Here is a 22361-nt window from a genome sequence, read left to right as displayed (position 1 = left end):
GAGAAAGCTAAAGCCTTACCTTCCCGGTATTCTTGCCTCAGCCATCCACCCACTCAGTACCAGCAAGCTGGAGGGAATGAACAACAAGATAAAGGCGATCAAGCGAATGGCATACGGGTATCGGGATAACGACTATTTCTTCATGAAGATCAGGGCGGCGTTCCACCCTGATTTACGATGAACCTTTTTATCAATACGAATGGAAGCGAACGGTTCTTGAAGGCTGCGGCACCTACTGGAGTAGTGCGGATGTCTATGGCGGGGGGTGCGACAAGCTGACGTTGTCGACGGCGGCGCCCGACGCTGATCAGGTCGCTGCCGGGGGCTTTATGCCACGCGCTGCCGATGACGAGGCGGGCGATTCCGGGCAGTGGGGTATTGCGGGTCGGTACTTCTTTGACTGGTTGGGCGGCACGGAAATTGGTGCCTATTACGTCAACTATCACAGCCGCACGCCGATATTGAGCGGTATTAATGCGACCAGCTTCAGCCCGCTGACCGGCCAGCCTGAAAATCCGCAGTACTTTTTCGAGTTTCCTGAAGATATCGAAGTTTACGCGCTGACCTTCGCAACCAACCTCGGCCTGTGGGCGGTGTCGGGTGAGGTCAGTTACCGGCCTGAGCTTCCCTTGCAGATTAATACCGTAGAAATCAGCCAGACACTGGCGCTGGGTTCGCTTAACGAATGGTCGCGGATTGCTGATCGTGGCGCTGCCGCTGGTCCCGGCGGCGTGGTGCATGGTTTCGATAATATTGAATACACCCAGGCGCAGATGACCTTTATCCGCTTCTTTGAGCAGGTAATGGGCGCAGACCGCTTGGCGATCGCCGCCGAAGTAGGTGGGGTGTGGATAGGGGGGATGAACGAGGCGATTAACTATGGTCGTTCGGCAACCTTTGGCATCGGTGACTTTGAGCCAATAAACAGCGGGCTGCCGCTACCGCCTGCCATCCTCAACTTATTACCGCCGCTACCGGGGATTATTCCGGTGAGTTGTGACTCGCACCCTGTGTTGAGCCTGTTAGCGGGTGTCCAGCCGAATTCACAGCCGCAAAACTGCACCGACGACGGATTTGTCGAGGACTTCTCCTGGGGCTACCGAGTGCGAGCGCGTCTGACCTATTCCGATGTTTTCAAGGGGGTGAACCTAACACCAAATATGGCGTGGTCTCACGATGTGAGCGGTTATTCACCACCACCGAATTTTATTGAAGGCCGTCAGGCATTGAGTATTGGCCTGAGTGCCGATTACTTGAGCACCTATCAGGCTGATATTTCATACACCAATTACTTTGGTGCCGATTATAACGATCAGCAGGATAGGGATTTTATCTCGCTGAGTTTTTCCGTTGCATTTTAAGAGGGGGCTACTATGCAGAGCTTCAAGCACAGCATTCGCTCGATCACGACCGGCTTGTTCTACACCACCGTCGTTGCGGCCTTGGGGGCGAGCGTCGCCTCTGCCAAGGTTTCTCCTGAGAAAGCCGCACAGTTAGGCGGTGCCCAGCTGACGCCGATGGGCGCAGAGCGAGCGGCAAATGCCGATGGCAGTATTCCGGCTTGGACGGGCGGCCTAAAAAAATTGCCGGCCGCGTACAAGCCCGGTGAACGGTTGGTTGACCCCTATGCCGGGGAAGCGCCACTGTTTGCGATCACCGCAGCAAATGCCAATCAACACAAGGACAAGTTGTCGCCGGGGCAACTGGCATTGCTCAATCGATACCCCGATAGCTTTAAGATGAATGTCTATCCCAGCCACCGTAGCGCTCGCCTGCCGGATACCGAGTACCAGCGGATTAAAACCGGGGCTACCCAAACCGATATGGTCGAGGGCGGGAATGGCTTGGTGAATTTCTCGGCCAGTGTACCGTTCCCTATTCCGCAAAGTGGCCAGGAGGTGATCTGGAATCATATCACTCGCTACCGCACTCCATTGGGTGTGTCGCGGCGCTATACCCAGATCCCGGTGCAGGCCAGTGGCGGCTTTACGCCAGTGTTATTCGAGGAGTCGGTATTGTTTGCCAACCGCTTCGCGGATAACCCCAATCCCAATCGCCTGTTTGTGTTCTTGCAGCGTATTTTGGCGCCAGCGCGCTTAGAGGGCGATGTATTGCTGGTGCATGAAAATATTGACCAAATTAAGGAGCCGCGTTCCGCCTGGCTCTACAATGCCGGGCAGCGTCGCGTGCGCTTGGCACCGACCATTGCCTATGATGTCCCGGGCACTGCCTCGGACGGTTTGCGCACCTCCGACGACCTCGATATGTTCAATGGCGCCCTGGATCGCTACAACTGGGAATTAAAAGGCAAGCGCGAGTTATATATCCCCTACAACAGCTATCGCCTGAGAGACGGCAAGCTGGCATACAAAGATATTCTCAATAAAGGGCATATGAATCCCGAGCATTTGCGCTATGAGTTGCACCGGGTGTGGGTGGTTGAGGCCACATTGAAAGAGGGCTCCCGACATATTTATGCTCGTCGTACCTTCTTTGTTGACGAGGACACCTGGCAGATCGCCATCGCAGATCATTACGACGGTCGCGGCGAGTTGTGGAAGGTAAAAGAAGGTCATGAAGTGATGCATTATCAAGTGGCCGTGCCCTGGTTGGCGTGCGAGTCGCTGTATGACCTGAACTCCGGTCGCTATTTGGTTACTGGCCTCGATAATGAGGAAGAGGGCTACCAGTACGACTTTAATTACCAGGGTAAATTTAGAGACTTCACACCGGCGGCTTTGCGCCGGGCTGGGCGACGTTAAGTCCGGCTTATGACAAACAATAATAAACAAGTCACTGCGCGGCATTGGCCGCGCATCGTCCGTCAGGTTTGCGCTGCCATAGCCTTGAGTTTGGCTGGTGTAGTCACTGGCAGCAGCGCTTATGCCAACGACTTTGAGGCGCTTCCCGCGTTGACCGTGGCCGAGGCGGGAAAGCGTGTTCTGCTCGATATCACCCGTGCGGGTGGCCGACTGGTCGCGGTGGGTGAGCGCGGCGTTGTTCTGTACTCAGACACCGGCGGCGATACGTGGCAGCAAGCCGTTGTGCCTCACAGCAATACGCTGACTTCGGTCACGTTTATCGATGCCCAAAACGGTTGGGCGGCGGGCCATGGTGGCATCATCCTGCACAGCGGTGACGGCGGCCAAACGTGGCACAAGCAGTTCGATGGTAACCAGGCCAACCGGCAGTGGTTGAACTTTATTCAGCAACGTCGCGACTCGCTGGCCGAGACAATCGAGGAGCTGGACGACTCGCAACAGGCGGAGCGCGACGACCTTGAATATCGTCTGGACGACGCTGAGTACGCGCTGGAGGATGCCGCCCTCGCGTTGCAGACCGGCCCGGTGGACCCCTTTCTTGATATTTGGTTTGGTGATGCCAAAAACGGCGTCGCCGTTGGCGCATACGGCATGATTTATCGCACCGAAGACGGCGGCGAAAACTGGGTGATCGCTGCGGCGGGAATTGAGAACCCTGACCGCTATCACTATTACGATGTCGATGCCGATCGCAGTGGCCGCCTTTACCTTAGCGGCGAGGCGGGACTGATGTATCGCTCGCTGGATGGTGGTCGCCAATGGCAGCGCCTGGGGCCGTTTTATGATGGCAGTCTATTCGGCGTAGTTACGCGGGGCGAGGAGGTAATGGCCTACGGCTTGCGCGGCCATATTTTTAAAAGTGTGGATGGCGGCACGCGTTGGCAGTCTCTGCCTGCTGCGCCTTTCAGTCTGTATGGCGGTACGCGCTTGGCCGATGGAACGGTGATTTTGGTCGGCGCTGGAGGCGGCTATCTGCTTGGCCCAGAGGGCGCCCCCTTCACGTCAAAGCTACACCCCAGTCGCAGCAGCTTCTCGTCGGTGAGCGGCGACGGCAGTGGCAGAGTCGTTGCAGTGGGTATGAATGGCGCCGCGGCGCTTCCCCAAGGAGAGGCCAGTGAGTAGCGAAGAAAGCTTGACCCTAACGGAAGAGGATGGCCGTTTACGCCCGTTTTTGGGGGCGCTGTTACTGCGCGCCCGAGCGCCGCTAATACTGCTATTTGTGATCCTGACGGCATTTTTTGGCTGGCAGTTGCGGGGGTTGCGACCGGATGCCAGCTTCGAAAAAATGATCCCGGTATCTCATCCCTATATTGTTAATTTTCTGGAAAACCGCGAAGACCTGTCCGGGCTCGGTAATGCGGTGCGCATCATCGTTGAGAATAAAAACGGCGATATATTTAGCCGGGAATTTCAACAAACCCTTCAAGAGATCACCGACGAGGTTTTTTATATAAACGGCGTCGATCGCGCCGGCCTTCAGTCTTTGTGGACGCCTAACGTGCGCTGGCTGGAGGTGACCGAAGAGGGCTTTGTCGGCGGCGCAGTTATTCCAGACGATTACGACGGTTCGCCTCAGGCTTTGGAAAAGCTTCGCGCTAACACACTTAAGTCGGGCCAGATCGGTCGCTTGGTGGCCAACAATTTCCGCTCCACTATTATTGTTGCGCCGCTGGTTGAGCGCGACCCGAAGACGGGCGAGCGCCTTGACTACCAGCAACTATCGGCTGACCTTGAAGCGTTGGTGCGCGACAAATATCAGACAGAAGACCTGCGTATCCACATTACCGGTTTTGCCAAACTGGTGGGGGACCTGATCGACGGGGCTTCACTGGTAGGGACCTTCTTCGCGGTTGCCTTTGTGATCACCGCAGTGATGCTGTTTTTGTATAGTCGCTGCCATTGGAGCACGTTTGCCGCGTTGCTGTGTTCAACGGTTGCGGTGGTCTGGCAGCTGGGGTTGTTGCCCATTATGGGCCTCGGCTTAGACCCCTATTCGATGCTGGTGCCGTTTTTGGTCTTTGCGGTGGGCATCAGCCACTCGGTGCAGATCATCAACCGCTTTGCACACCTAAGCCACAGCGCCGTCGACACGCGGGAAGCCGCTAAGTTGACCTTCGTTCGGTTGAGCAAGCCGGGCTTTATTGCCCTGCTTAGCGATGGTGTGGGCTTTCTTACTCTTCGCGTAATTGATATTCCGGTTATTCAAGAGCTGGCTCTGATCGCCAGTACCGGCATTGCGGTGCTGGTGTTAACCAACCTGATCTTACTCCCGTTGGTGTTGTCTTACACCGGAATCAGTCAACGCTGTCACCGCTACCGCGACGACAAACTCAACAGCGAATATCGTCATTGGCACCAGCTGTCGGCGGCGAGTCTACCGCGCAATGCCAAATTGATTGTTGCGGCCTGCACTGTGCTTTTCGCAGGCGGCTGGTGGTTGGCCCAGCAGCAAAAGATTGGCGATCTCGACCCCGGCGCGCCCGAGCTGCGCCCGCACTCTCGTTACAATCTCGATACCGCTTTTCTTACCGATAATTACTCGACCAGTACCGATGTCTTTGTTGTGATGGCGCATACCCCGCCTCAGCAATGTGGCAACTACCAGTCGCTGGCGGCAATAGACCATTTTCAAGCGGTTATGGAAAATGTGCCGGGGGTGCAATCGGCGTTGTCGCTGGTTGATATTTCCAAGCTGGTGATCATGGGCATGAACGAGGGTAACCCTCAGTGGCATGCGTTGAGTCGCAATCAATATATTTTGAATAACTCCCTGAGCCGCGTGCCCAGCAACTTGTTGAATACCGATTGTTCGATGGTGCCGGTGATTCTATTCCTTGAGGATCACAAGGCGGACACCCTTGATCAAGTGATTGCTGCCGCAGAGGGCTTTACCGAGCAGTACAATAGCGAACACATAAGCTTCCGCTTAGCGGCTGGCAATGCCGGTGTTGAGGCGGCAACGAATATTGTGATTCGCACCGCGCAGAACCGTATGCTGATCTGGGTATATGGCGTGGTGATTGTGCTGTGCCTGCTCAATTTCCGCTCGCTAAAAATCACTGCCTGCATCATCCTGCCGCTGATGCTGACCTCTTTACTCGGTCAGGCATTGATGGCGATGCTGGGCATCGGCGTCAAGGTCGCAACACTGCCTGTGATCGCGCTTGGGGTGGGAATTGGGGTCGACTACGGCATCTATATTTATACCGCTTTAGCGCATTTCTTGCGCGAGGGTCAGGACCTTCGCAGCGCGTATTTTTCTGCACTGAAAACCAGTGGTACCGCGGTGGCCTTTACGGGCTTAACCCTGGCCGTCGGGGTAGGGACGTGGATCTACTCGCCCATTAAATTCCAGGCCGATATGGGGCTAATGCTAACCTTTATGTTCTTCTGGAATATGGTGGGTGCCTTGCTGGTTCTTCCCGCGTTAGCGTGGCTGTTTGGCGCCAAGCCCCATCAGCAAGTCACGAGCGCGGCAGATGGCAAAGCATAACCAGAGGGCTGGTCTGCACTGGCAGCGCAGCCCTGTGTGACGGTTACGAGGTCAGCAGGCTGATCACAATTTGCGAGCTGATAAAGCAGAACAAGAAGAAAATCGCCATCGCCGTCACGCCGGCGAAGATCAGCGGCATGGGATTGGTTTCTGCCAAGTCCATTAAGCGTTTTTGCCCGGAGCGATTTTGCAGGGCAAACATTAGTGAAATGGCCTGCTTGAAAACCTCGAAGAAGCTCAAAGGTTTTTGGTTGTTCTCTGCGGGTTCCGTTTTCTCTTGTGCATTGTCCATGTTGCGACCTCGGGAGTTCTCTGTTGGTGTCGGTCTTCCTTTGAGTTTGCGGCAAACTCATCTTGTCAGAGAGTTTACCTGATTGCCGCGCAAGACTATAGCGACAGTGACGCCCAACGAGCCCGCTATTATGGAAGGAAATAGCTGCGAAACAACTGGTCGACGCCGTCGCCTTCTCCCCAAATAGCATCGGCGCTGCTAGCCAGCGCCACGCGGGTCAACTCGCCCATCACCAGGTGGGCGATAGCGGCGCGCAGTTCGACCTTGGGCTTGCCCGAGGGGTTTCCCGCCATTAATACGGTGGCAAAAATAATATCGATAAACTCGGTCATTTTGCCCGACACCGGGTTGTCGGTGTCACTGCTCATCAGTGCGTGCAGCAGCACACCGGCTACCCCCTGTTCTTCGGCCTCCAGGTCTCTCAGCACACGGATAATGGCCTGCATGGTCTGTGCATAGTCGCCGCCTTTGGCGCCAACTGCCTGAATCAGTCGCTCTCGCGCCTTTCCCAAAATATCGTCGGTAACCGCGGCAATCAGTGCTTGCTTGGAGGGGAAGTGGTGTAGCAGGGAGGGGCGCCGGATGCCGCAGCGCTTGGCGATAGCGTCCAGCGGCGCGGCGATACCCTGGGTGGAGAATTCAATGCGCGCGGCATTGAGAATTTTGCTGCGGGTACTGGGAGCGTTGGGTTGTGTGCGAGGCCGCGCCATGGTGAGTCCATAATCTTCAAAATAGTAGGATTAAGTCTACCAGATGTTGACACGGCATTGTTTCGCCAATAATCTACAAATTAGTAGGTAAATAAATCCAATAAGTAGATTAGGTGGTGAAATGGCTAGTGAGCTTGAGATCAACACGCCGTCGTCCGCAGCAAAGTGGGTCGATGGCAAACGGTATTTGTGGCTATTTGGCATGATCGTGCCGTTATTTCCGCTGATGAGTGGGGGCATGGCAGCACTGACGGGGTCGGAATGGGGGTGGTGGTTTGCGCCCCTGTTTCTGTATACCGTGATCCCCGCGTTGGACTACCTAATTGGTAACGATCCGCACAATCCCCCCGAGGAGGTGGTTGCGGCGTTGTCGCAAGACCGCTACTACCGCTACTGTGTGTACGCGTTCCTCCCCCTGCAATTTGCCACCTTATTTTGGGCAATGTCGGTGTTGGCCGGCGGCGAGCTGGGCTGGGTGGGAATCAGCGGGCTGTTGGTATCGGTCGGCATTGTCAGCGGGGTAGCGTTCAATACTGCCCACGAGCTCGGTCACCAAAATAGCAAGGTTGAAAAGTACCTGGGCATGTTGTCGTTGGCGCCGACCTTTTATGGCCACTTTTGCGTTGAGCACAACCGCGGTCACCACGTGCGGGTGGCAACGCCAGAAGATCCAGCCAGTGCCCGGTATGGGGAAAGCTTTTGGCAGTTTTTGCCGCGCACGATGACAGGCAGTCTCCGCAGTGCCTGGGCGTTGGAGAAGAAGCGACTTGAGCGTCAGGGCAAGCCAGTATGGCATTGGCAGAACCACAATCTTCAGGCCTGGTCGATGAGTGTGGTGCTGTACGCCATTATTGCTGCGGTCTTTGGCTGGGCGGTACTGCCATTTATGGCGGCCCAATCCCTCTATTCCATGACCCTGTTCGAAGTGATCAATTATCTGGAGCACTACGGCTTGTGCCGCAAAAAGCTGTCCTCTGGGCGCTACGAGCGCTGTCAGCCCGAGCATTCGTGGAATAGCAATCACTTGGTGACGAACATTCTGCTGTATCAATTGCAGCGTCATTCTGATCACCACGCCAACCCCACGCGCAGTTATCAGGCCCTGCGTCACTACGAGGATGTTCCCCAGTTACCCAGTGGTTATGCGGGGATGGTGCCGCTGGCGTACTTCCCGCCGCTGTGGCGCTGGGTGATGGACCGCCGTGTGAAGGCGCACTACAACGGCGACTTATCTCAGGCAAACGTAGCGCCGAAGGTTCGGGCAAAACTCGGCCTTTGATTGCCGTTCCGCACGGGCCCGCCTTCGCGGGCCCAATTACTCGGGCAGCACTAGTTACTCGGGCAGCACTAGGTTCCGCAAAAGGTTGCCGTTACTCGGTTGCCGTCGGTAGCGGGTGCGGCGAACTCGGCCGCATCGCACTGGTATTCAAAAGGGTCTTGTAATCGCGTTTGCAGGGCAAAGAACACGCTCATATCACCCTCATAGGCCTTCTCTATAGCGTTTTCCACCAAGTGGTTGCGCGGAATAAATACCGGGTTGGCCTTTTGCATGGTGAGGTAGCGCTGCTCGGCTGGTGTGGCGTCGGCATTGAAGCGCTGTTGCCAGCGTTCTAACCAAGGCGCGAAGGCATTCGGCAATTGGAAAAGCCCAGCGATGCTGTCACCACCCCTTTCGCAGTTGGCCATTACCGCTGCGCGGTCGTTCAGGCTGCGGAAACTCAGGGTGAAGTCGCAGTCATGCTCTTCCAGTAGTGCTAGGAAATCGCGGTACAGGGCTTCGTCGTCATCGTTGATATGGGAGAAGCCGAGTTTTTCGGCCATGCGCTGTCGATACGCCTGGAGGAAGGTGTCCGGGAAGGTGTTGAGGGCGTCCTGCGCGCGCTGCACGGCCGGCTTTAGGTCCGACTCGCCCGGCTGCTGCATCAACGTCAGCATGGCTTGGGCAAGTTGCACGAGGTTCCATTGGGCGATGGCTGGCTGATTGCCGTAGGCATATCGCCCCTGTTGGTCGATCGAACTGAACACCGTGCCGGGGTGATACGCCTCCATAAATGCGCACGGGCCGTAGTCAATGGTTTCCGCGCACAGCAACATATTGTCGGTGTTCATCACGCCGTGGATAAACCCCAGGGCCTGCCAGCGCGAGATAAGCGTTGCCTGGGCATTGAGGATCGCGTTAAACAGCGCCTCATAGGGCGATTCGCTCTGCTTGCACTCAGGGTAGTGGCGGTCAATAACGTAATCCATTAGTTGCTGCAGTAGTTCGGGATCCTGCTGCGCTGCGACAAACTGAACCGTACCCACGCGCAAGTGGCTGCTGGCAACTCGGCATAGAATACCGCCGGGCAGAGGGCCGTGTTCGCGAAAAACCGGGTCGCCGGTAGCCAGCGCAGCCAGGGCCCGCGTGCTCGGTACGCCCAAGCAGTGCATGGCCTCACTGAGCAAGTATTCGCGAATAACCGGCCCCAGTGGTGAGCGGCCGTCGCCACCGCGAGAGTAGGGCGTGCGCCCGGACCCCTTCAATTGAATATCTTTGCGTTGGCCCTGGCGGTCAATGACTTCACCGAGCAGCAATGCGCGGCCGTCGCCAAGTTGCGGATTGTAGTTGCCAAACTGATGACCGGCGTAAACGCAGGCAATGGGCTGGCTGCCAGCGGCCAGCGCATTGCCCGACAGAACATCAATTCCTGCCGGCGAGGCCAGCCATTTACTGTCGATATTCAGCGCTTCAGCCAACTCGGTGTTAATCAGCAGGGCTTGGGGCGAGGACACCGGCTCTGCCTGCTGGCGATGAAACAGGCTGTCCGCCAGAGTTTGGTAGCTGTTATCGAAGGGAATCGGGCGCATGGTGTTCGGGCTCTCGTCTGACGTTTGGCGGGCAACCATTGTACGTGGCCGCGACGTTCACTGCCCGCTCGGGTCGCCAATGCGTGGATTTCTTTTAGCGAGGCGCGACCTCGGCGCATTAACGCGGTAAAATTACCATTTTTCAAACTCGATTTGATAATCATAGTGACCGAGCACAGTTCTCACTGACGCTTGGCGATGCTTTCAGGAAGCCATAGACCCATGCCCTGGTTTACCAAACTGTTTTTTTTGCTGTGTCGATTCGTCTCGGCCCCCGTGTTCGCACTTGTTCGACCGAATATTGTGCAGGTAGACGAGGGGCTGCGCGAGGCCATTGACGGTCGACCGGTGTGCTATGTACTGCGCCAGCACAGCTGGACTGACCGGTTTTTGCTCGAGCGGATTCTTAAAGCTGAGGGGCTGCCACTGCTGCGCGCTACACCAGGTAAGCTGCCCGATAGCAGCCGCGCCGCGTGTCTGTATTTGCCGGTGTTACGCGGCGAGCGCGGCAATGACCGCGGTAAGGCGACCATGTCGGCGCTTATCGCGCGCCTCGGTGATGACACGGCCAGTGCCCTGGCCAAGGAAATGCAAATTGTACCGGTGTCGATGTTTTGGGGACGTGACCCCGGCAGTGAAACATCATTTCTGAAACTGCTGCTCGGCGATGGTGAACGCGGCGGGGCCTTTCGCAAGCTAATGGTGATCATAGCGCAGCGCAAGAATGTGATTTTGCACTTCGCCATGCCCATTAACTTTCAGACACTGGTTGCCCGCACCCAAGAGCCGGCGTCGGCGGCGGAGCTGCTGGCTCGCACCCTGAGTTTCTACTATAGCCGCCGAAAAACGGCTGCACTTGGCCCAAGCCTGCTATCGCGCCCGGCGATTATTCGCCTGGTATTGCGCCGCCCTGAAGTTAAAGCGGCGATGGCCCAGCACCAGCAGGAAAAGCAGCTAACTGATGCGCAGGTGACAAAACAAGCGCGAAAAATGGCAGACGAGGTCGCTGCGAATTTCGACTCTCGAATGCTGCGGGTGTTGGACCTGATTCTGAGCTGGGTATTTCGCAAGATCTTCAGTGGCATCCGCCTGCACCATGTTGACCGCCTTAATCGCGCCGCCAACGACCGCCAGCTAATTTACATGCCCAGTCACCGCAGCCATTTGGATTACCTGCTCATTTCTTACGGCCTGTATACCCAGGGTTTGGTGCCGCCCCATATTGCGGCGGGGGTAAACCTTAATTTTTGGCCAGTGGGTGGTTTGCTGCGTCGCGGCGGCGCCTTTTATATCCGCCGTAGTTTTGCGGGCCAGCAGCTATATACAGCCGTTTTCCGCAACTATCTCGATGTTATTCTCGGGCGCGGCTACCCGGTGGAATTCTTTCCCGAAGGCGGCCGCTCGCGAACCGGGCGATTATTGCCGCCGAAGAAAGGCATGTTGCGCATGACGGTGGAGAGCTTTTTGGCGCAACCTGCGCGCAAGGCTGCCCTGGTTCCGGTGTATGTCGGCTATGACAAACTGGTGGAGGGCGCGTCCTATGTGAAGGAATTGCGCGGCGCAGCCAAGCAGAGTGAATCTGCCGGTGGCTTGTTGAAGGCCACGCGAATTTTCAAGTCATCGTATGGCAGCCCTCATGTCTCCTTCGGTGAGCCGATTAGTCTGGATGAATGTTTGAGCCGGGTTGAGCCGGAGTGGCGCAGTAAGCTGCAGGCCGGTGATAAGAGCTTTATACCCGGTGTTGTCGACCACATCGCCCAGGAGAATATGGAGCGTATCAATGCCGCGGCAGTGATTAATCCGATAGGCTTGGTGGCCATGATCCTGCTGTCCAGTCCGCAGCGTGCGATGGCTGAGGATGAGCTGTTGGCGCAGATCGACCATTTTATCGCGCTGTTGCAGCGCCTGCCCTACAGCGATGATGTGATCCTGCCGGAGGGGAGTGCCCGAGAAATCCTCGATGCGGCGGCGCGCACGGCGGGTCTGTCGCGCATAGATCACAGTTGGGGGCCAATTATCACCGCTACCGGCAAAGAGGCGGTGATGCTGACCTACTACCGCAACTCGGTCATGCACGTTTTGGCCACACCGAGTTTGATCGCGCGCTTTTTCCGCCACAGTGAGCGCGTGAATGAGGCCGAATTGAAAGAGTCTTGCGCGCAACTCCTGCCCTTCCTCAAGCGCGAGTTATTTTTGCGCGTTGACGAGCAGGAGGGCGAGGCGCTCGTTGAGTCTCATATCGATAATCTCGTTGCGCTTGGCTTGTTAGAGCGCTGTGGTGAAGGCGTGTTATCGCGGCCTGAAGTGGGCACAGAAGCCTATGCCGTACTGACCGGACTGGGGCGGATTCTGCGGGAAACCTTTGAGCGCTATACCATGACCAGTTTGCTCCTGGTGCACGCCCCAGGTGAGACGCCGTCGCCGCGCAGCGATATCGAGAAGACCATTATCGACATGGCGCAACGCCTGGCAATTGTCAGTGGTCGGGAGGCGCCGGAGTACTTTGATAAAAACCTGTTCAGGGTTTACCTGGATACCCTGATTTCGCAAGAGTTACTGGCGCAGGATGAAGAGGATGGAGAGCCGCGTATTTGGTGCAATCCGCGGCTGGCGGTATTTAGTCAGCGTTGGGTGAGTCTCCTTGGGCCGGATGTACAGCAGAGTATGTTGCAGCTTATTCGGCGCCCCACTATGCCCAGTGCTGCCGAGGGTGAGTAGGGGTTAATACCAAGTCGCGGCCACGGTGACTAGACTAGTATGTATCGACGGCTTCCAGGGAGAGGGGGCGATTCTGCATGCCGGCTTTCAGAGGCTCGATGAAAAAGCAGCGATTCCTAAATCTCGTCAAAGGTAGCTCTATTGCTCGGCGCGTCCTGCTGGTATTGCTTGCCGCAGTTGTGCTCAGCAATGCGGTGGTGATTTTCAGTACCGTTTCCACTCTTGAACAGCAGCTGCTCGACCGGCGACAGCAGCAGTTGAGTGCAGAGGCGGAGCGGTTGAGCTTGCAATTTGATGCCTATATCGGCGAATTGCTTCGCGATGTCGCTTTTCTGCGCCATGCTCCCGCTGTTGCAGGCTTGCTGGAAAGCCGGGCTGTCGACGCAAAATCGGCGGCCTCGGCGCACTGGCGCGATCATCTTCAACAAGCATTTTTGCAAATGTTGGCCGCCAAACCCATGAGCGTGCAGATTCGGCTTATAGACGCCAGCGGCCAAGAAGTGGTGCGCGTGGATCGCTATGGCAGCGGTGGACAGGTCAGAATTGTCGCAGACGCCGACTTGCAGAATAAGGCTCACCGGGATTATGTCCAGGCAGGCCTGGCCTTGCCAGAGGATGTCGTTTGGTTGTCTGACATCGGCTTAAACCGTGAAAACCACCAAATAATGCAACCGCCCCATGCCGTTATTCGTGCGGTGACGCCGGTCTACGATAGCCAGGGGCAGCGCCGTGGCGTGATTGTTGTGAATCACCGCCTGGAAGAAATGTTTTCGCGTATCGGCGAGGCGGCCCAGGACGAGTTAGCCCACTATATTGTTCGGAGCGGCGGCGACTATTTACTTCACCCAGATCGCAGTAAAACCTTCCGCTTTGAATACGGCGAGCGCAGCACCCTTGTCGATGATTTACCTGAGGCGGACCAGTTTCTCGCCGATGCAAATCGTCAAGGTTGGCAAACGCAAACAAATGTAGGCGACCAGCGCCGCCTTTTTGCACTCAAAAAACTGGGCTATCAATTGGGTAGTACGGGACAGCAGCTAGCCGTTGTTGTGAGCTTGCCCTACCGGGATGCCATGGTCGTTAGTCGCGAGCTGCTAAAGAAACAAAGTGTGTTTGTGGTTACCACCTTGCTGGTGTTTCTTGCATTGGCCACGATCCTCGCGCAGAAAATTGTTGCGCCACTTCAGCATATGCGCACGGTTATTCAGCAAAAAGGCAGGGCGACGCGCGCTGAAGATTTGCCGGTGGATGCCTATGCAGATGTCGGGCCCCTGGCCCGCGAGTTCAGCGCACTGCTCGACGAACTCACAACCCAGCAGCGCGCTCTTGAAAACGAAGTTGTTCAGCGTAGAGCGGTGCAAACGGAGCTTGAACAGAACCTGGGACGAGTGGCCAGAGCAAATAAAGAGCTGGAACAGTTTGCCTACATTGCGTCTCATGACTTGCAGGAACCACTGCGTACGATTAAGAGTTTTGTCGGCTTGTTTGAGCAAAAAAATGCCGAAAATTTTGATGAGCAATCGCAGCAATTTTTAGCCTTCATCAACCAGTCAGCCTCGCGGATGGAGTTGTTGATTAATGGCCTGCTTGAATACAGCCGGCTGGGGCAAGACGCTCCCTGGGAGCTAGTGAATTGCCAGTCACTGGTTGCTGAGGTCTGTGACGATTTAGCCGTGCAGATTCGCGAGCGCGGTGCTAACGTCCGCTTCCGGGGCTTGCCGACGATTGTTGGCCATGCTGCCAGTTTACGCATGCTGTTTCAGAACCTGATTGGCAACGGTTTGAAGTACGTTAAGGGCGGTGTCGTTCCCTGTGTTGAAATTACCGCCCAGGCCTGTGATGGCGGCTGGCAATTTTGTGTGAAAGATAACGGCATTGGTATTGACGAGGCCCATCGAGAGCGTGTGTTTCTGATTTTCCAGCGTTTGCATGGGCGGGAAGACTACCCTGGAACGGGGATCGGCTTGGCGCAGTGCAAGAAAATTGTCGAGCAGCATGGCGGTAATATCTGGATCGAAAGCGCGAGGGATGGTGGTAGTTGCTTCTGTTTTACTCTGTTTGGAGAGCAGCATGGCAAAACTTAAAACAATCTTATTGGTGGACGACTGTCAGGCAACCAATTTCATCCACCGCCTTGTGATCGACAATTACGGCTGCGCTGAGACTGTTGTGGAGTGCCGAGACGGTGCGCAGGCGCTGGATTATCTGCGCAGCGGCGTTGACAAACACCCCCAGCCAGAACTTATTTTGCTCGATATCAATATGCCGGTGATGAATGGTTGGGAATTCTTGGAGGCTTATGAAAACCTCCCCTCTACGCAGAAGGCCGGCGTGGTCGTTGTGATGCTGACGACGTCGCAGAACCCTGACGATCGGTCTAGAGCTGAAGAGAGAGGCCTGGTATCCGAGTTTACTCTGAAGCCGCTCGATGACGAGAAGCTCGAAGCTGTGCTAAAAAAATACTACCCATCTGCCGTTCGCTCCCACTAGATTGCCTCCCCGTTTGTCATAATTTTGTCGTTAAATTGTCCGAACGCTGTCATTTACGCGCCGTAGCATTGCCACAAATGCATAGCGGGAGCGCGACGCGTGACAGCGCAGACACATTACAAAACCATATGGCTATCTGATATTCACCTGGGCTTCAAAGATTGTCGCGCAGATTACCTGCTCGATTTCTTAAACCGAGTGGACTGTGAAACGATTTACTTGGTTGGTGATGTTGTCGATTTATGGGCCATGAAACGTAGCCTGTACTGGCCTCCCAGCCACTACGAAGTGCTCCGCACGCTGTTCCATAAAGCGAATGCTGGCACACGTGTTGTCTATATACCGGGCAACCACGACGAACCGTTCCGGGACTATGTTGGGAATATTTTCGGTCCCATCGAAATTCGCAAAGAAGCCGTTTACACCACTGTGAAGGGTAAGCGTCTGTTGATGTTTCACGGTGATATTCTCGATGAGCATATGCAACTGCGAAAGTGGGAGAGCCTTATCGGCGACGCCGCCTACGATTTGCTGTTGTTCCTCAACCGCTGGGCCAACTTTTTCCGCCGTCGCTTTGGGCGCCACTATTGGTCGCTTGCCACGTATATCAAACAACGAATCCCCAATGCTCGCCAAGTGATCGATGTCTTCGAGCGTGCCGCTGTTAAGGAAGCGGAGAGGCGCGGTCTGGACGGCGTTATCTGCGGCCACATTCATCAGCCCGCGCTGAAGGAAATTGATGGCCTGCTGTACTGCAATGACGGCGACTGGATTGAGAACTGCACCTTGCTGTCGGAAAGCCATGACGGCGAGATTGAGCTGCTTCAGTGGACCGAAACCCAGCAATCACTCGACAAGATCGGCGAACCGAAAAGCGCAGATGTGCTGCCAATGCGACGCGCCAGTTAAGCCAGAGGTACTGAATAATGATCTCCGTTGATGCCGTTATCAATGAGCGATTTCCGCGTATTGCCAGTGGCAATCCCCATATAAAACGCACGCTCACCACTTTGTTGCGCTACCTGTTTCACGAGGCGGAGTTTAAGCAGTTTGAAAAGGACTACCCGCATCTACAGGGCATGGACTTTGTTGAGCAAGTGCTGCATTACTTCGACTTCGGCTATGCCGTTAGTGCGCTGGATAAGGAGCGTATCCCTGTGTCAGGCAGGGTGGTCATCATATCCAATCACCCCATTGGCAGCCTCGACGGCCTCGCGCTGTTGAAACTGGTATCGGAAGTGCGCGGCGATGTTAAGGTTGTTGCCAATGAATTGCTGTATGCCCTGAAACCGCTGCGCTCAATGTTACTGCCCGTGGATAATATGAGCGGCAAACGCAATCGCAAGGAAAATCTCAAAGCGATTCATGAGCATATTGAAGGCGAGGGAGCTGTGATCATTTTCCCCGCTGGAGAGGTCTCGCGTTTTAGCCCCGCCGGCATTCGCGATGGCCGCTGGCGCAACGGTTTTTTAAAGTTCGCCGAGCGTGCCGAAGCGCCGATTCTGCCGGTGCATATTAGCGCTCGCAACTCGGTATTTTTCTACGCCCTGTCTCTGCTTGCCAAACCGCTTTCTACACTGTGGTTGATCCGTGAAATGTTCAAGCAGAATAACCGCACAGTGAGAGTGAGCATTGGGGCGGCAGTTGAGCCCTCGGTATACCAGCAACTGCCGCTTACTACCCCGGCAAAAGTCCATTTATTTAAAAAGCATTTATACAAACTGGGAAAGCGCAAACGCCGGGGCGAGCCGTGTTTTATGCCTCACGCGCAACCGGTGGCACACCCCGAGGACCGTCAGGAACTGCGCAAGGCAATACGAAGCTGTGAGCGCCTGGGGAGCAGCCGAGACGGCATGGAGATATACCGCTATCAGTACAGTGGTGATTGCACCATCATGCGCGAGATCGGCCGCCTTCGTGAAGTGAGTTTTCGTGCCGTTGGCGAAGGTACTGGGCACCGACGCGATGTTGATAGTTACGATGCTTACTACGATCACATTGTATTGTGGGATGAAGAGCAGCTGGAGTTGGTCGGCGCGTATCGGTTGAAACAGGTTGCCACTTTAACCGACGAGCAAACCCTCTACAGCCAAACCCTGTTTGACTACAACGCGGACGCCGCCAGTGAGATTTTTGCCCGGGGTGTCGAGCTAGGACGCTCCTTCGTTCAGCCGAAGTATTGGGGCCGCAATGCGCTCGATTATCTCTGGCAGGGCGTGGGGCAGTATTTGGCGAAGTACCCCGAGTTGCGCTACCTGTTTGGCCCGGTCAGTTTGAGTGACGAGTTGCCGAAGGCCGCCAAAGATGAACTATTGCATTTTTATCGCAGCCACTTCGCCGATGAGCGACAGTGGGCGAGCGCCAAGATGCCGTATCGCAGCGAGCTAAACACACCGGTGAGTTACGGTAAGGACTACAAGGAAGAATTTGTGCAGCTCAAGGCATCGCTGGCCCAGCAGGGGTGTTCGGTGCCCACCCTCTACAAGCAATATACAGAGCTATGTGAGCCGGGTGGCGTGAGCTTTGCCGATTTTAATGTGGACCCGGATTTTGCCGACTGTATTGATGGCCTGGTACTCGTCGATATAGAGAAAATGAAACCCGCACGCCGCAAGCGCTACTTGGGCTACTGAGCGCGTTAAAAACAGCAAGGTAATGGCGAAGACCGCGCAGGCTAAACAGGCTTGCGCGGTTTTTTTAACTCTGTGGATTATTGCTGCGCGGCAAACTGCTGAATTACCCAGTTCGGGGCATCCAGGGGAAGGTCGTGTCCGGCGTTGGGGTGAACATCCAGCGAACAGTTAAAACGCTCAGCCAGTGCGTTGCTGCAGCGCCACGACACCATGCGATCGCCGTGGCTGGCAAGCAGGTGCAGGCGTTGATGTGGGGCCAGTTTTGCGGGTGCGCGAAAGCGCGAGGCGGCCCAGAGCTGTCGCAGTACATTACTTTTTTGGGCGGGGTGCTGCGCGCGCAATTGTTTGTGCCGATTCAATACCGACGCATCCTCGCTGTGTTGGTTGCTCACCATGCGCAGCGCCCAGCGCTCCTGACTGTCGACCGACGGCGCAAAAACACCGCGTACAAGCAGTGGCAGGGCGCGTGGCTGAATGCGCCACCAGAGCGGGCAATTTGCGCTACTGGAATTGATGAGTATGGCGCGGTGCACACGCTGTGGGTCGTGGGCTAACCAGTCCAGGGCAACCATGCCGCCAAGTGACAGCGCAACAATGCCGATGGCTTCGCCTTCGGGCAGAGTGAGCCGGGATTGCAGGTTCTGGCGGATTTGTCGGATCGACAGCGGCGATACGTCGTTGTGCTCCGTGCCAAAGCCGGGCAGATCCAGGCTATGGCACTGCCAGGCCAGGGTGTTCTGACACTGTTCGATAAACAGTTGCCAGTGGCCGGTCTCTCTGGCCAGGCCTCGCAAAAAGAGCCAGTGCTTTGGCGATGATTCAGTCATTGAGGTGCTGATACCAAAGGGTTTGCGCGATTTGCTGCATCTGCCGGTCTTGTTCGCCGTGGGTCAGCCACTCTGCGCTATTTCGGCAGGCGGCCAGCAGGAAGTCGATCAACAATAAGTGCCCCCGTAAAACGCGTGCATGGCGGTGTGGCACGGTCGGGTTAAATAGACCGGCGAAGCTAAACAGCTGGCGGGGATGTTTTTTCACCCACAGCCAACTGCCCATTTCCAGGGTGAGTGGCAGCAGGCGGCAGCCGCGCTCGCGGCAACGCAGATAAAAGTAGTCCCACATGTCGCCATGGCTGAGGTAGTGCATCGCCTGCGGGCCGAATACGTAGTTGTGGTGGGGAAAGTTGCGCTCCCACAGCAGCTTCAGCGACATATAGCTGCCGATATCATCGATGGGCTGTTTGCGGTAGGCGTGAGGAATCCAAATGTGGTCGCGAAAGCCGAAGCCTGAGTGAAAGTCTATCGCCATCATCATCCGGTCGCCGCCCCGGCTATGCCGGTCGATGATATCGCTCAGTGCCTGAAACTCCGGCTCTACCTGTTTCTCCCAGCGCCCGCGGTACCAAGGCAAATGGCGGGACAGCCTTTGCCCGCCAACAAGAAAAGGAACCCGGTCCTCGGCGTCTATAGGTGCATGGCGGTTGAGATCAACGGCGTTGGCGTTGCAGCGGGCGTCGCGCAGCATACCCGCGGGGTTGACGATAGGTACGGCGATGATGGCGATGTCTTCATCAAATTGCTGCCGCCAGTGAGTGTCCCAGCGGCAGCGTTCCAGTGCTGACTCCAACCAAGCAATCAATACCTGGCTGCCGATACGCTCTACGCCGTGCACACCTCCGGTCAGCAGCAAGCAACTCCTGGCGCGTTGTGGATCCCCCAAGGTTAGCGAGACGATGGGCAGCCGAAAATTATCAACATTAATTACCGCTTCGCAGCGGCTTTTTAGCAGCGGCCCGGCTTGGCGGCAGAGCTGCTCAACCGCCAACAGCTCAGACAGGCGCCGGTGCAGGGGGCCTCGGCAGTCGTCCATCAATTCATGAAAATTGAGCGGGGGCGGCCCGACAAAATGTCTGTCGGATGGCTGGCTGTCGTTACTCAAAGGGACAGGTCGGCGGTCACGGCGTGGTTTTGCTCGTTCTGCCAAAGGGCATCCACGAGAGCCTGGCGATTGTGCCATTGCCCGGAAAGCAACCACTCGCAAATTGCGCCGGCGACGTCGGGGTAGTTTTGCGCGGCACTGGACTGAGGCTGTCGCAGCCAGTTCGCGATGTGCTCACGATCAATATCGGCCATGGTGTCGGCAAGTTTGAGTTGACGCAGTGACGCCGCGTTACCCAGTTGCTCTGACTGGCCGGCAACGGGCTTGGCCAATACCGGAATGCCCATGTGCAAGCATTCGCTAACCAGCTCAAAGCCGGCGTTGCAGATCACGCCTCGGGCACTACACAGGTCGTGCTTAAACCCGTGCAGGTTGGTTTTTCGGTGTGAAACGTTGCCGTGGTCAGCGTCAGAGAGCGTCGGTGCATATTGGATGAAATGTTGATCTTTGAAACTTTGTAGCAACGCTGTGACGCGCTGCTGATCCTCGAAGGGAAGATAAACGAGGGTGTGCGACGCCGGTGCTAAACGTTTCTCGTCGGGGTTAATAATTGGCGGCACAATTGGGCCGCTAAAGTGATGCCAGTGCAGGCCGAGCCCCACTTTAACGGGAGCGAACAGTTTCATGATCAAGCGATTGCGAAAATCTACGCCGTCCTCGGGTACACCGGGGTGGCCAAATGCATATTGGTGGCCGACGCCGATGACGGTTTTACCTTGCAGTCGGCCGGCCCAGGCGGTAACGGGTTCGAAGTCGGTAATCACAAGGTCGTAGTCGCTGAGATCGAGCGAGCGTACATCTTTTATAAATTGTAGCGGCCGCGATTCTCGCAGGGTTTGCAGGGTGCTTATCCGGCCATCCCGCGTTGCAAAAGTGAGGCCGTGGCGCAGCTGAAAGTCGCCGAATACGTCCATGTCGAAGTACTGTTCTGGCGAGCGGCCGCTAAATAGATATTGCACATCGACGTTGCGAGCGGCGAAGTGCTTCGCCATCATGCGAGCGCGGGAGATGTGTCCGTTGCCAGTGCCCTGGACCCCATAGAGTAGTTTCATGGTAAAGCGCGTGTCTCTTTGATTGCTAAGATCAACCGATCACCAGACTATGGGCAAGGTGCGCGAGGGCAATGCCAAGGCCAGCGCCGGCAAAGGTATCAGTTGGGAAGTGCACGCCCAGTACCACTCGCGAAGCGCCCACGGCCACCGCCCAAAGGAAGAGTACTGATGCGGCGGCGCCAAAGCACAGTACGGCTAAGGTCGCGAGTAGGAAGGCGGCCGCGGTATGCCCAGAGGGAAAGCTAAACTCGTCCGAGGCAATGATGGCGGCATTGAATTGCGGGATTGCCGCGGGAGGCCGCTTGCGGCGACAGGTATTTTTCAACACCCAGTAGAGCGGTAGCCACACCGCGAATCCGGTTGCTACGCTAGCAACAAATATCTCGCTGCTGTGCACGCCCAGTGCATAGAGCGCGAGTGGCAGAAAGAGCTGCGTATAGCCATCGCCACTCTTTGATATGGCAAAGGCGAGCCGGCAGAGTTGCTGTTGGTGGCGAGTGTTAACGCAAGCGAGAAACATCCGCACATCGAACTGATTTATTGTCTGTATCAAGCGCATAGTTTAATCCTCTCGAATCAAACACTACCCCTGACAGCTTTCAGTTACGTGACAGCAATATTGCAGTATTGAGACAGTTCAGGCGTTCTCGATACGCAGCACATAGCCGCGGTGTGGGCGTGACGTATGGGCTTTGACGGGCACAAGCTCGGCATAGAAGTCCTCAATACAGGCCTCCGCTACCGCTAGAAAGGGTGGCCGACCGGGGTCGGCAATGAGAATTCTGCCGCAACCGGCTTCAACAGCGCGGGCGATAAGCTGGTAAACCTCTTCAGCCATATCGTCCCAAAAGCAAATATCGCTGGCGATCAGAGTATCGGCCGCGGCAAGCGCGTCGTCTGGAACGTCGGCAAAGCGCCAGACCTCGGTGTCGATAGTGAGGTCGTTAATGTCGGCCTGCGCCTGAAGATAGGGGAATACCGCTGGGTCAGCGTCGCTGGCAGTCACCGCTGAATGAAAGCGTTTGCGGCAATACAGTCCCGCCAGCCCCCAGCCACAGCCGACATCGAGTACGGAGCGATTGGGCGGGAGAGGGTGCTGACTCAGGTATTCCATCAGTAAGAATGCCGCGCCCCAATTTTTGCTGCCATGCAAGCGGCTGTTGTTGCCGCGCTTGAGGCGGCGCATTGCTGGCGCGCTCGCCATCATATAGCGCAGGCCATAGTGTTCTCGTTGGTGGGAGCTTGTGGGCACGGCTCGGTCTCTTGGGCTTGGGGACAGACCAAGGTCGAATCCCCTTTCTCTTACGATGGCGGTAGTATACTGCCTGAATAGCTCAAAGTGGTTAACGCCCCGCGCAGCGGCGATAAG

19 protein-coding genes are annotated in these 22361 nt (G+C 56.1%); 11 read left to right on the top strand and 8 right to left on the bottom strand.

Annotated features, from left to right (window positions below; genetic code table 11):
* The 5 genes from HNR64_RS08390 to HNR64_RS08370 form a co-directional block, all read left to right on the top strand.
* The coding region (locus HNR64_RS08390; protein WP_204996039.1) for a transposase at positions 1-181 on the top strand (181 nt) is incomplete at its 5' end.
* Positions 168-1361 (top strand): DUF1302 family protein, encoded by a 1194-nt coding sequence (locus tag HNR64_RS08385; protein ID WP_204996069.1) that lies wholly within the window; start codon positions 168-170, stop codon positions 1359-1361. The genes HNR64_RS08390 and HNR64_RS08385, both read left to right, overlap by 14 nt.
* Positions 1362-1373: 12 nt before the next feature.
* Entirely contained in the window at positions 1374-2762 is a 1389-nt protein-coding gene (locus HNR64_RS08380) for a DUF1329 domain-containing protein (protein WP_204996038.1), read from the top strand.
* 9 nt (positions 2763-2771) lie between these two features.
* Positions 2772-3944, top strand: a complete 1173-nt coding sequence (locus tag HNR64_RS08375) for a WD40/YVTN/BNR-like repeat-containing protein (RefSeq protein WP_204996037.1) — start codon at positions 2772-2774, stop codon at positions 3942-3944.
* Entirely contained in the window at positions 3937-6315 is a 2379-nt protein-coding gene (locus tag HNR64_RS08370) for an MMPL family transporter (RefSeq protein ID WP_204996036.1), read from the top strand. Before HNR64_RS08375 ends, HNR64_RS08370 begins: the two co-directional genes overlap by 8 nt.
* A 43-nt stretch (positions 6316-6358) precedes the next feature.
* Here HNR64_RS08370 and HNR64_RS08365 read toward each other — a convergent pair whose 3' ends face one another.
* Both HNR64_RS08365 and HNR64_RS08360 read right to left on the bottom strand, forming a co-directional pair.
* Positions 6359-6607: a DUF2970 domain-containing protein gene (locus tag HNR64_RS08365; RefSeq protein ID WP_204996035.1), complete on the bottom strand. Its 249-nt coding sequence runs from the start codon at positions 6605-6607 to the stop codon at positions 6359-6361.
* Positions 6608-6735: 128 nt separating this feature from the next.
* Entirely contained in the window at positions 6736-7317 is a 582-nt protein-coding gene (locus tag HNR64_RS08360) for a TetR/AcrR family transcriptional regulator (protein WP_204996034.1), read from the bottom strand.
* 121 nt (positions 7318-7438) lie between these two features.
* Here HNR64_RS08360 and HNR64_RS08355 point away from each other — a divergent pair, with 121 nt between their 5' ends.
* Entirely contained in the window at positions 7439-8596 is a 1158-nt protein-coding gene (locus HNR64_RS08355) for an alkane 1-monooxygenase (RefSeq protein ID WP_204996033.1), read from the top strand.
* Positions 8597-8664: 68 nt separating this feature from the next.
* On the opposite strand, the gene HNR64_RS08350 is transcribed toward HNR64_RS08355, so the two are convergent.
* Positions 8665-10164, bottom strand: a complete 1500-nt coding sequence (locus tag HNR64_RS08350; protein WP_204996032.1) for a protein adenylyltransferase SelO — start codon at positions 10162-10164, stop codon at positions 8665-8667.
* Positions 10165-10386: 222 nt separating this feature from the next.
* Between HNR64_RS08350 and plsB the strand changes: the two genes are divergently transcribed.
* The 5 genes from plsB (at position 10387) to olsF (ending at position 18005) form a co-directional block, all read left to right on the top strand.
* Complete coding sequence (gene plsB, locus HNR64_RS08345; protein WP_204996031.1) at positions 10387-12882, top strand: glycerol-3-phosphate 1-O-acyltransferase PlsB; 2496 nt, start codon at positions 10387-10389, stop codon at positions 12880-12882.
* Between the two features lie 98 nt (positions 12883-12980).
* Complete coding sequence (locus HNR64_RS08340; RefSeq protein ID WP_204996030.1) at positions 12981-14966, top strand: ATP-binding protein; 1986 nt, start codon at positions 12981-12983, stop codon at positions 14964-14966.
* The gene (locus HNR64_RS08335) at positions 14953-15372 is read left to right on the top strand and encodes a response regulator (RefSeq protein ID WP_027873511.1); all 420 of its coding nucleotides are present in this window, start codon (positions 14953-14955) and stop codon (positions 15370-15372) included. The genes HNR64_RS08340 and HNR64_RS08335 overlap by 14 nt, the downstream gene beginning before the upstream one ends.
* A gap of 99 nt (positions 15373-15471) precedes the next feature.
* A complete protein-coding gene (locus HNR64_RS08330; protein WP_204996029.1) occupies positions 15472-16281 on the top strand; it encodes a metallophosphoesterase in 810 nt (269 codons plus the stop codon).
* A 17-nt stretch (positions 16282-16298) separates the two neighbouring features.
* The gene (gene olsF / locus HNR64_RS08325) at positions 16299-18005 is read left to right on the top strand and encodes a bifunctional ornithine lipid synthase OlsF (RefSeq protein WP_204996028.1); all 1707 of its coding nucleotides are present in this window, start codon (positions 16299-16301) and stop codon (positions 18003-18005) included.
* 77 nt (positions 18006-18082) lie between these two features.
* Here the strand turns inward: olsF and HNR64_RS08320 are convergent, their stop codons facing one another.
* The 5 genes from HNR64_RS08320 to HNR64_RS08300 form a co-directional block, all read right to left on the bottom strand.
* The gene (locus HNR64_RS08320) at positions 18083-18832 is read right to left on the bottom strand and encodes an alpha/beta fold hydrolase (protein ID WP_204996027.1); all 750 of its coding nucleotides are present in this window, start codon (positions 18830-18832) and stop codon (positions 18083-18085) included.
* Complete coding sequence (locus HNR64_RS08315) at positions 18825-19871, bottom strand: DUF2817 domain-containing protein (protein WP_239547696.1); 1047 nt, start codon at positions 19869-19871, stop codon at positions 18825-18827. The genes HNR64_RS08320 and HNR64_RS08315 overlap by 8 nt, the downstream gene beginning before the upstream one ends.
* 65 nt (positions 19872-19936) lie before the next feature.
* A complete protein-coding gene (locus tag HNR64_RS08310) occupies positions 19937-20992 on the bottom strand; it encodes an MJ1255/VC2487 family glycosyltransferase (protein ID WP_204996025.1) in 1056 nt (351 codons plus the stop codon).
* Positions 20993-21023: 31 nt separating this feature from the next.
* Positions 21024-21551 (bottom strand): phosphatase PAP2 family protein, encoded by a 528-nt coding sequence (locus tag HNR64_RS08305; protein WP_204996024.1) that lies wholly within the window; start codon positions 21549-21551, stop codon positions 21024-21026.
* A gap of 78 nt (positions 21552-21629) precedes the next feature.
* The gene (locus HNR64_RS08300; protein WP_338061836.1) at positions 21630-22244 is read right to left on the bottom strand and encodes a class I SAM-dependent methyltransferase; all 615 of its coding nucleotides are present in this window, start codon (positions 22242-22244) and stop codon (positions 21630-21632) included.
* Positions 22245-22361: the final 117 nt, after the last annotated feature.

The organism is Spongiibacter marinus (genome assembly GCF_016906995.1).
Classification (GTDB): domain Bacteria; phylum Pseudomonadota; class Gammaproteobacteria; order Pseudomonadales; family Spongiibacteraceae; genus Spongiibacter; species Spongiibacter marinus.
Note: the sequence above shows the minus strand (reverse complement) of the source record. Positions and strands in the feature narration are given on the sequence as shown.

What these genes read in the sequence shown, in the direction of transcription:
- HNR64_RS08380 (WP_204996038.1), top strand. Translation starts at nt 1,374, where the DNA reads ATGCAGAGCTTCAAGCACAGCATTCGCTCGATCACGACCGGCTTGTTC.
- HNR64_RS08375 (WP_204996037.1), top strand. Translation starts at nt 2,772, where the DNA reads ATGACAAACAATAATAAACAAGTCACTGCGCGGCATTGGCCGCGCATC.
- HNR64_RS08365 (WP_204996035.1), bottom strand. Translation starts at nt 6,607, where the DNA reads ATGGACAATGCACAAGAGAAAACGGAACCCGCAGAGAACAACCAAAAA.
- HNR64_RS08360 (WP_204996034.1), bottom strand. Translation starts at nt 7,317, where the DNA reads ATGGCGCGGCCTCGCACACAACCCAACGCTCCCAGTACCCGCAGCAAA.
- HNR64_RS08355 (WP_204996033.1), top strand. Translation starts at nt 7,439, where the DNA reads ATGGCTAGTGAGCTTGAGATCAACACGCCGTCGTCCGCAGCAAAGTGG.
- HNR64_RS08350 (WP_204996032.1), bottom strand. Translation starts at nt 10,164, where the DNA reads ATGCGCCCGATTCCCTTCGATAACAGCTACCAAACTCTGGCGGACAGC.
- plsB (WP_204996031.1), top strand. Translation starts at nt 10,387, where the DNA reads ATGCCCTGGTTTACCAAACTGTTTTTTTTGCTGTGTCGATTCGTCTCG.
- HNR64_RS08340 (WP_204996030.1), top strand. Translation starts at nt 12,981, where the DNA reads ATGAAAAAGCAGCGATTCCTAAATCTCGTCAAAGGTAGCTCTATTGCT.
- HNR64_RS08335 (WP_027873511.1), top strand. Translation starts at nt 14,953, where the DNA reads ATGGCAAAACTTAAAACAATCTTATTGGTGGACGACTGTCAGGCAACC.
- olsF (WP_204996028.1), top strand. Translation starts at nt 16,299, where the DNA reads ATGATCTCCGTTGATGCCGTTATCAATGAGCGATTTCCGCGTATTGCC.
- HNR64_RS08320 (WP_204996027.1), bottom strand. Translation starts at nt 18,832, where the DNA reads ATGACTGAATCATCGCCAAAGCACTGGCTCTTTTTGCGAGGCCTGGCC.
- HNR64_RS08315 (WP_239547696.1), bottom strand. Translation starts at nt 19,871, where the DNA reads ATGGACGACTGCCGAGGCCCCCTGCACCGGCGCCTGTCTGAGCTGTTG.
- HNR64_RS08310 (WP_204996025.1), bottom strand. Translation starts at nt 20,992, where the DNA reads ATGAAACTACTCTATGGGGTCCAGGGCACTGGCAACGGACACATCTCC.
- HNR64_RS08305 (WP_204996024.1), bottom strand. Translation starts at nt 21,551, where the DNA reads ATGCGCTTGATACAGACAATAAATCAGTTCGATGTGCGGATGTTTCTC.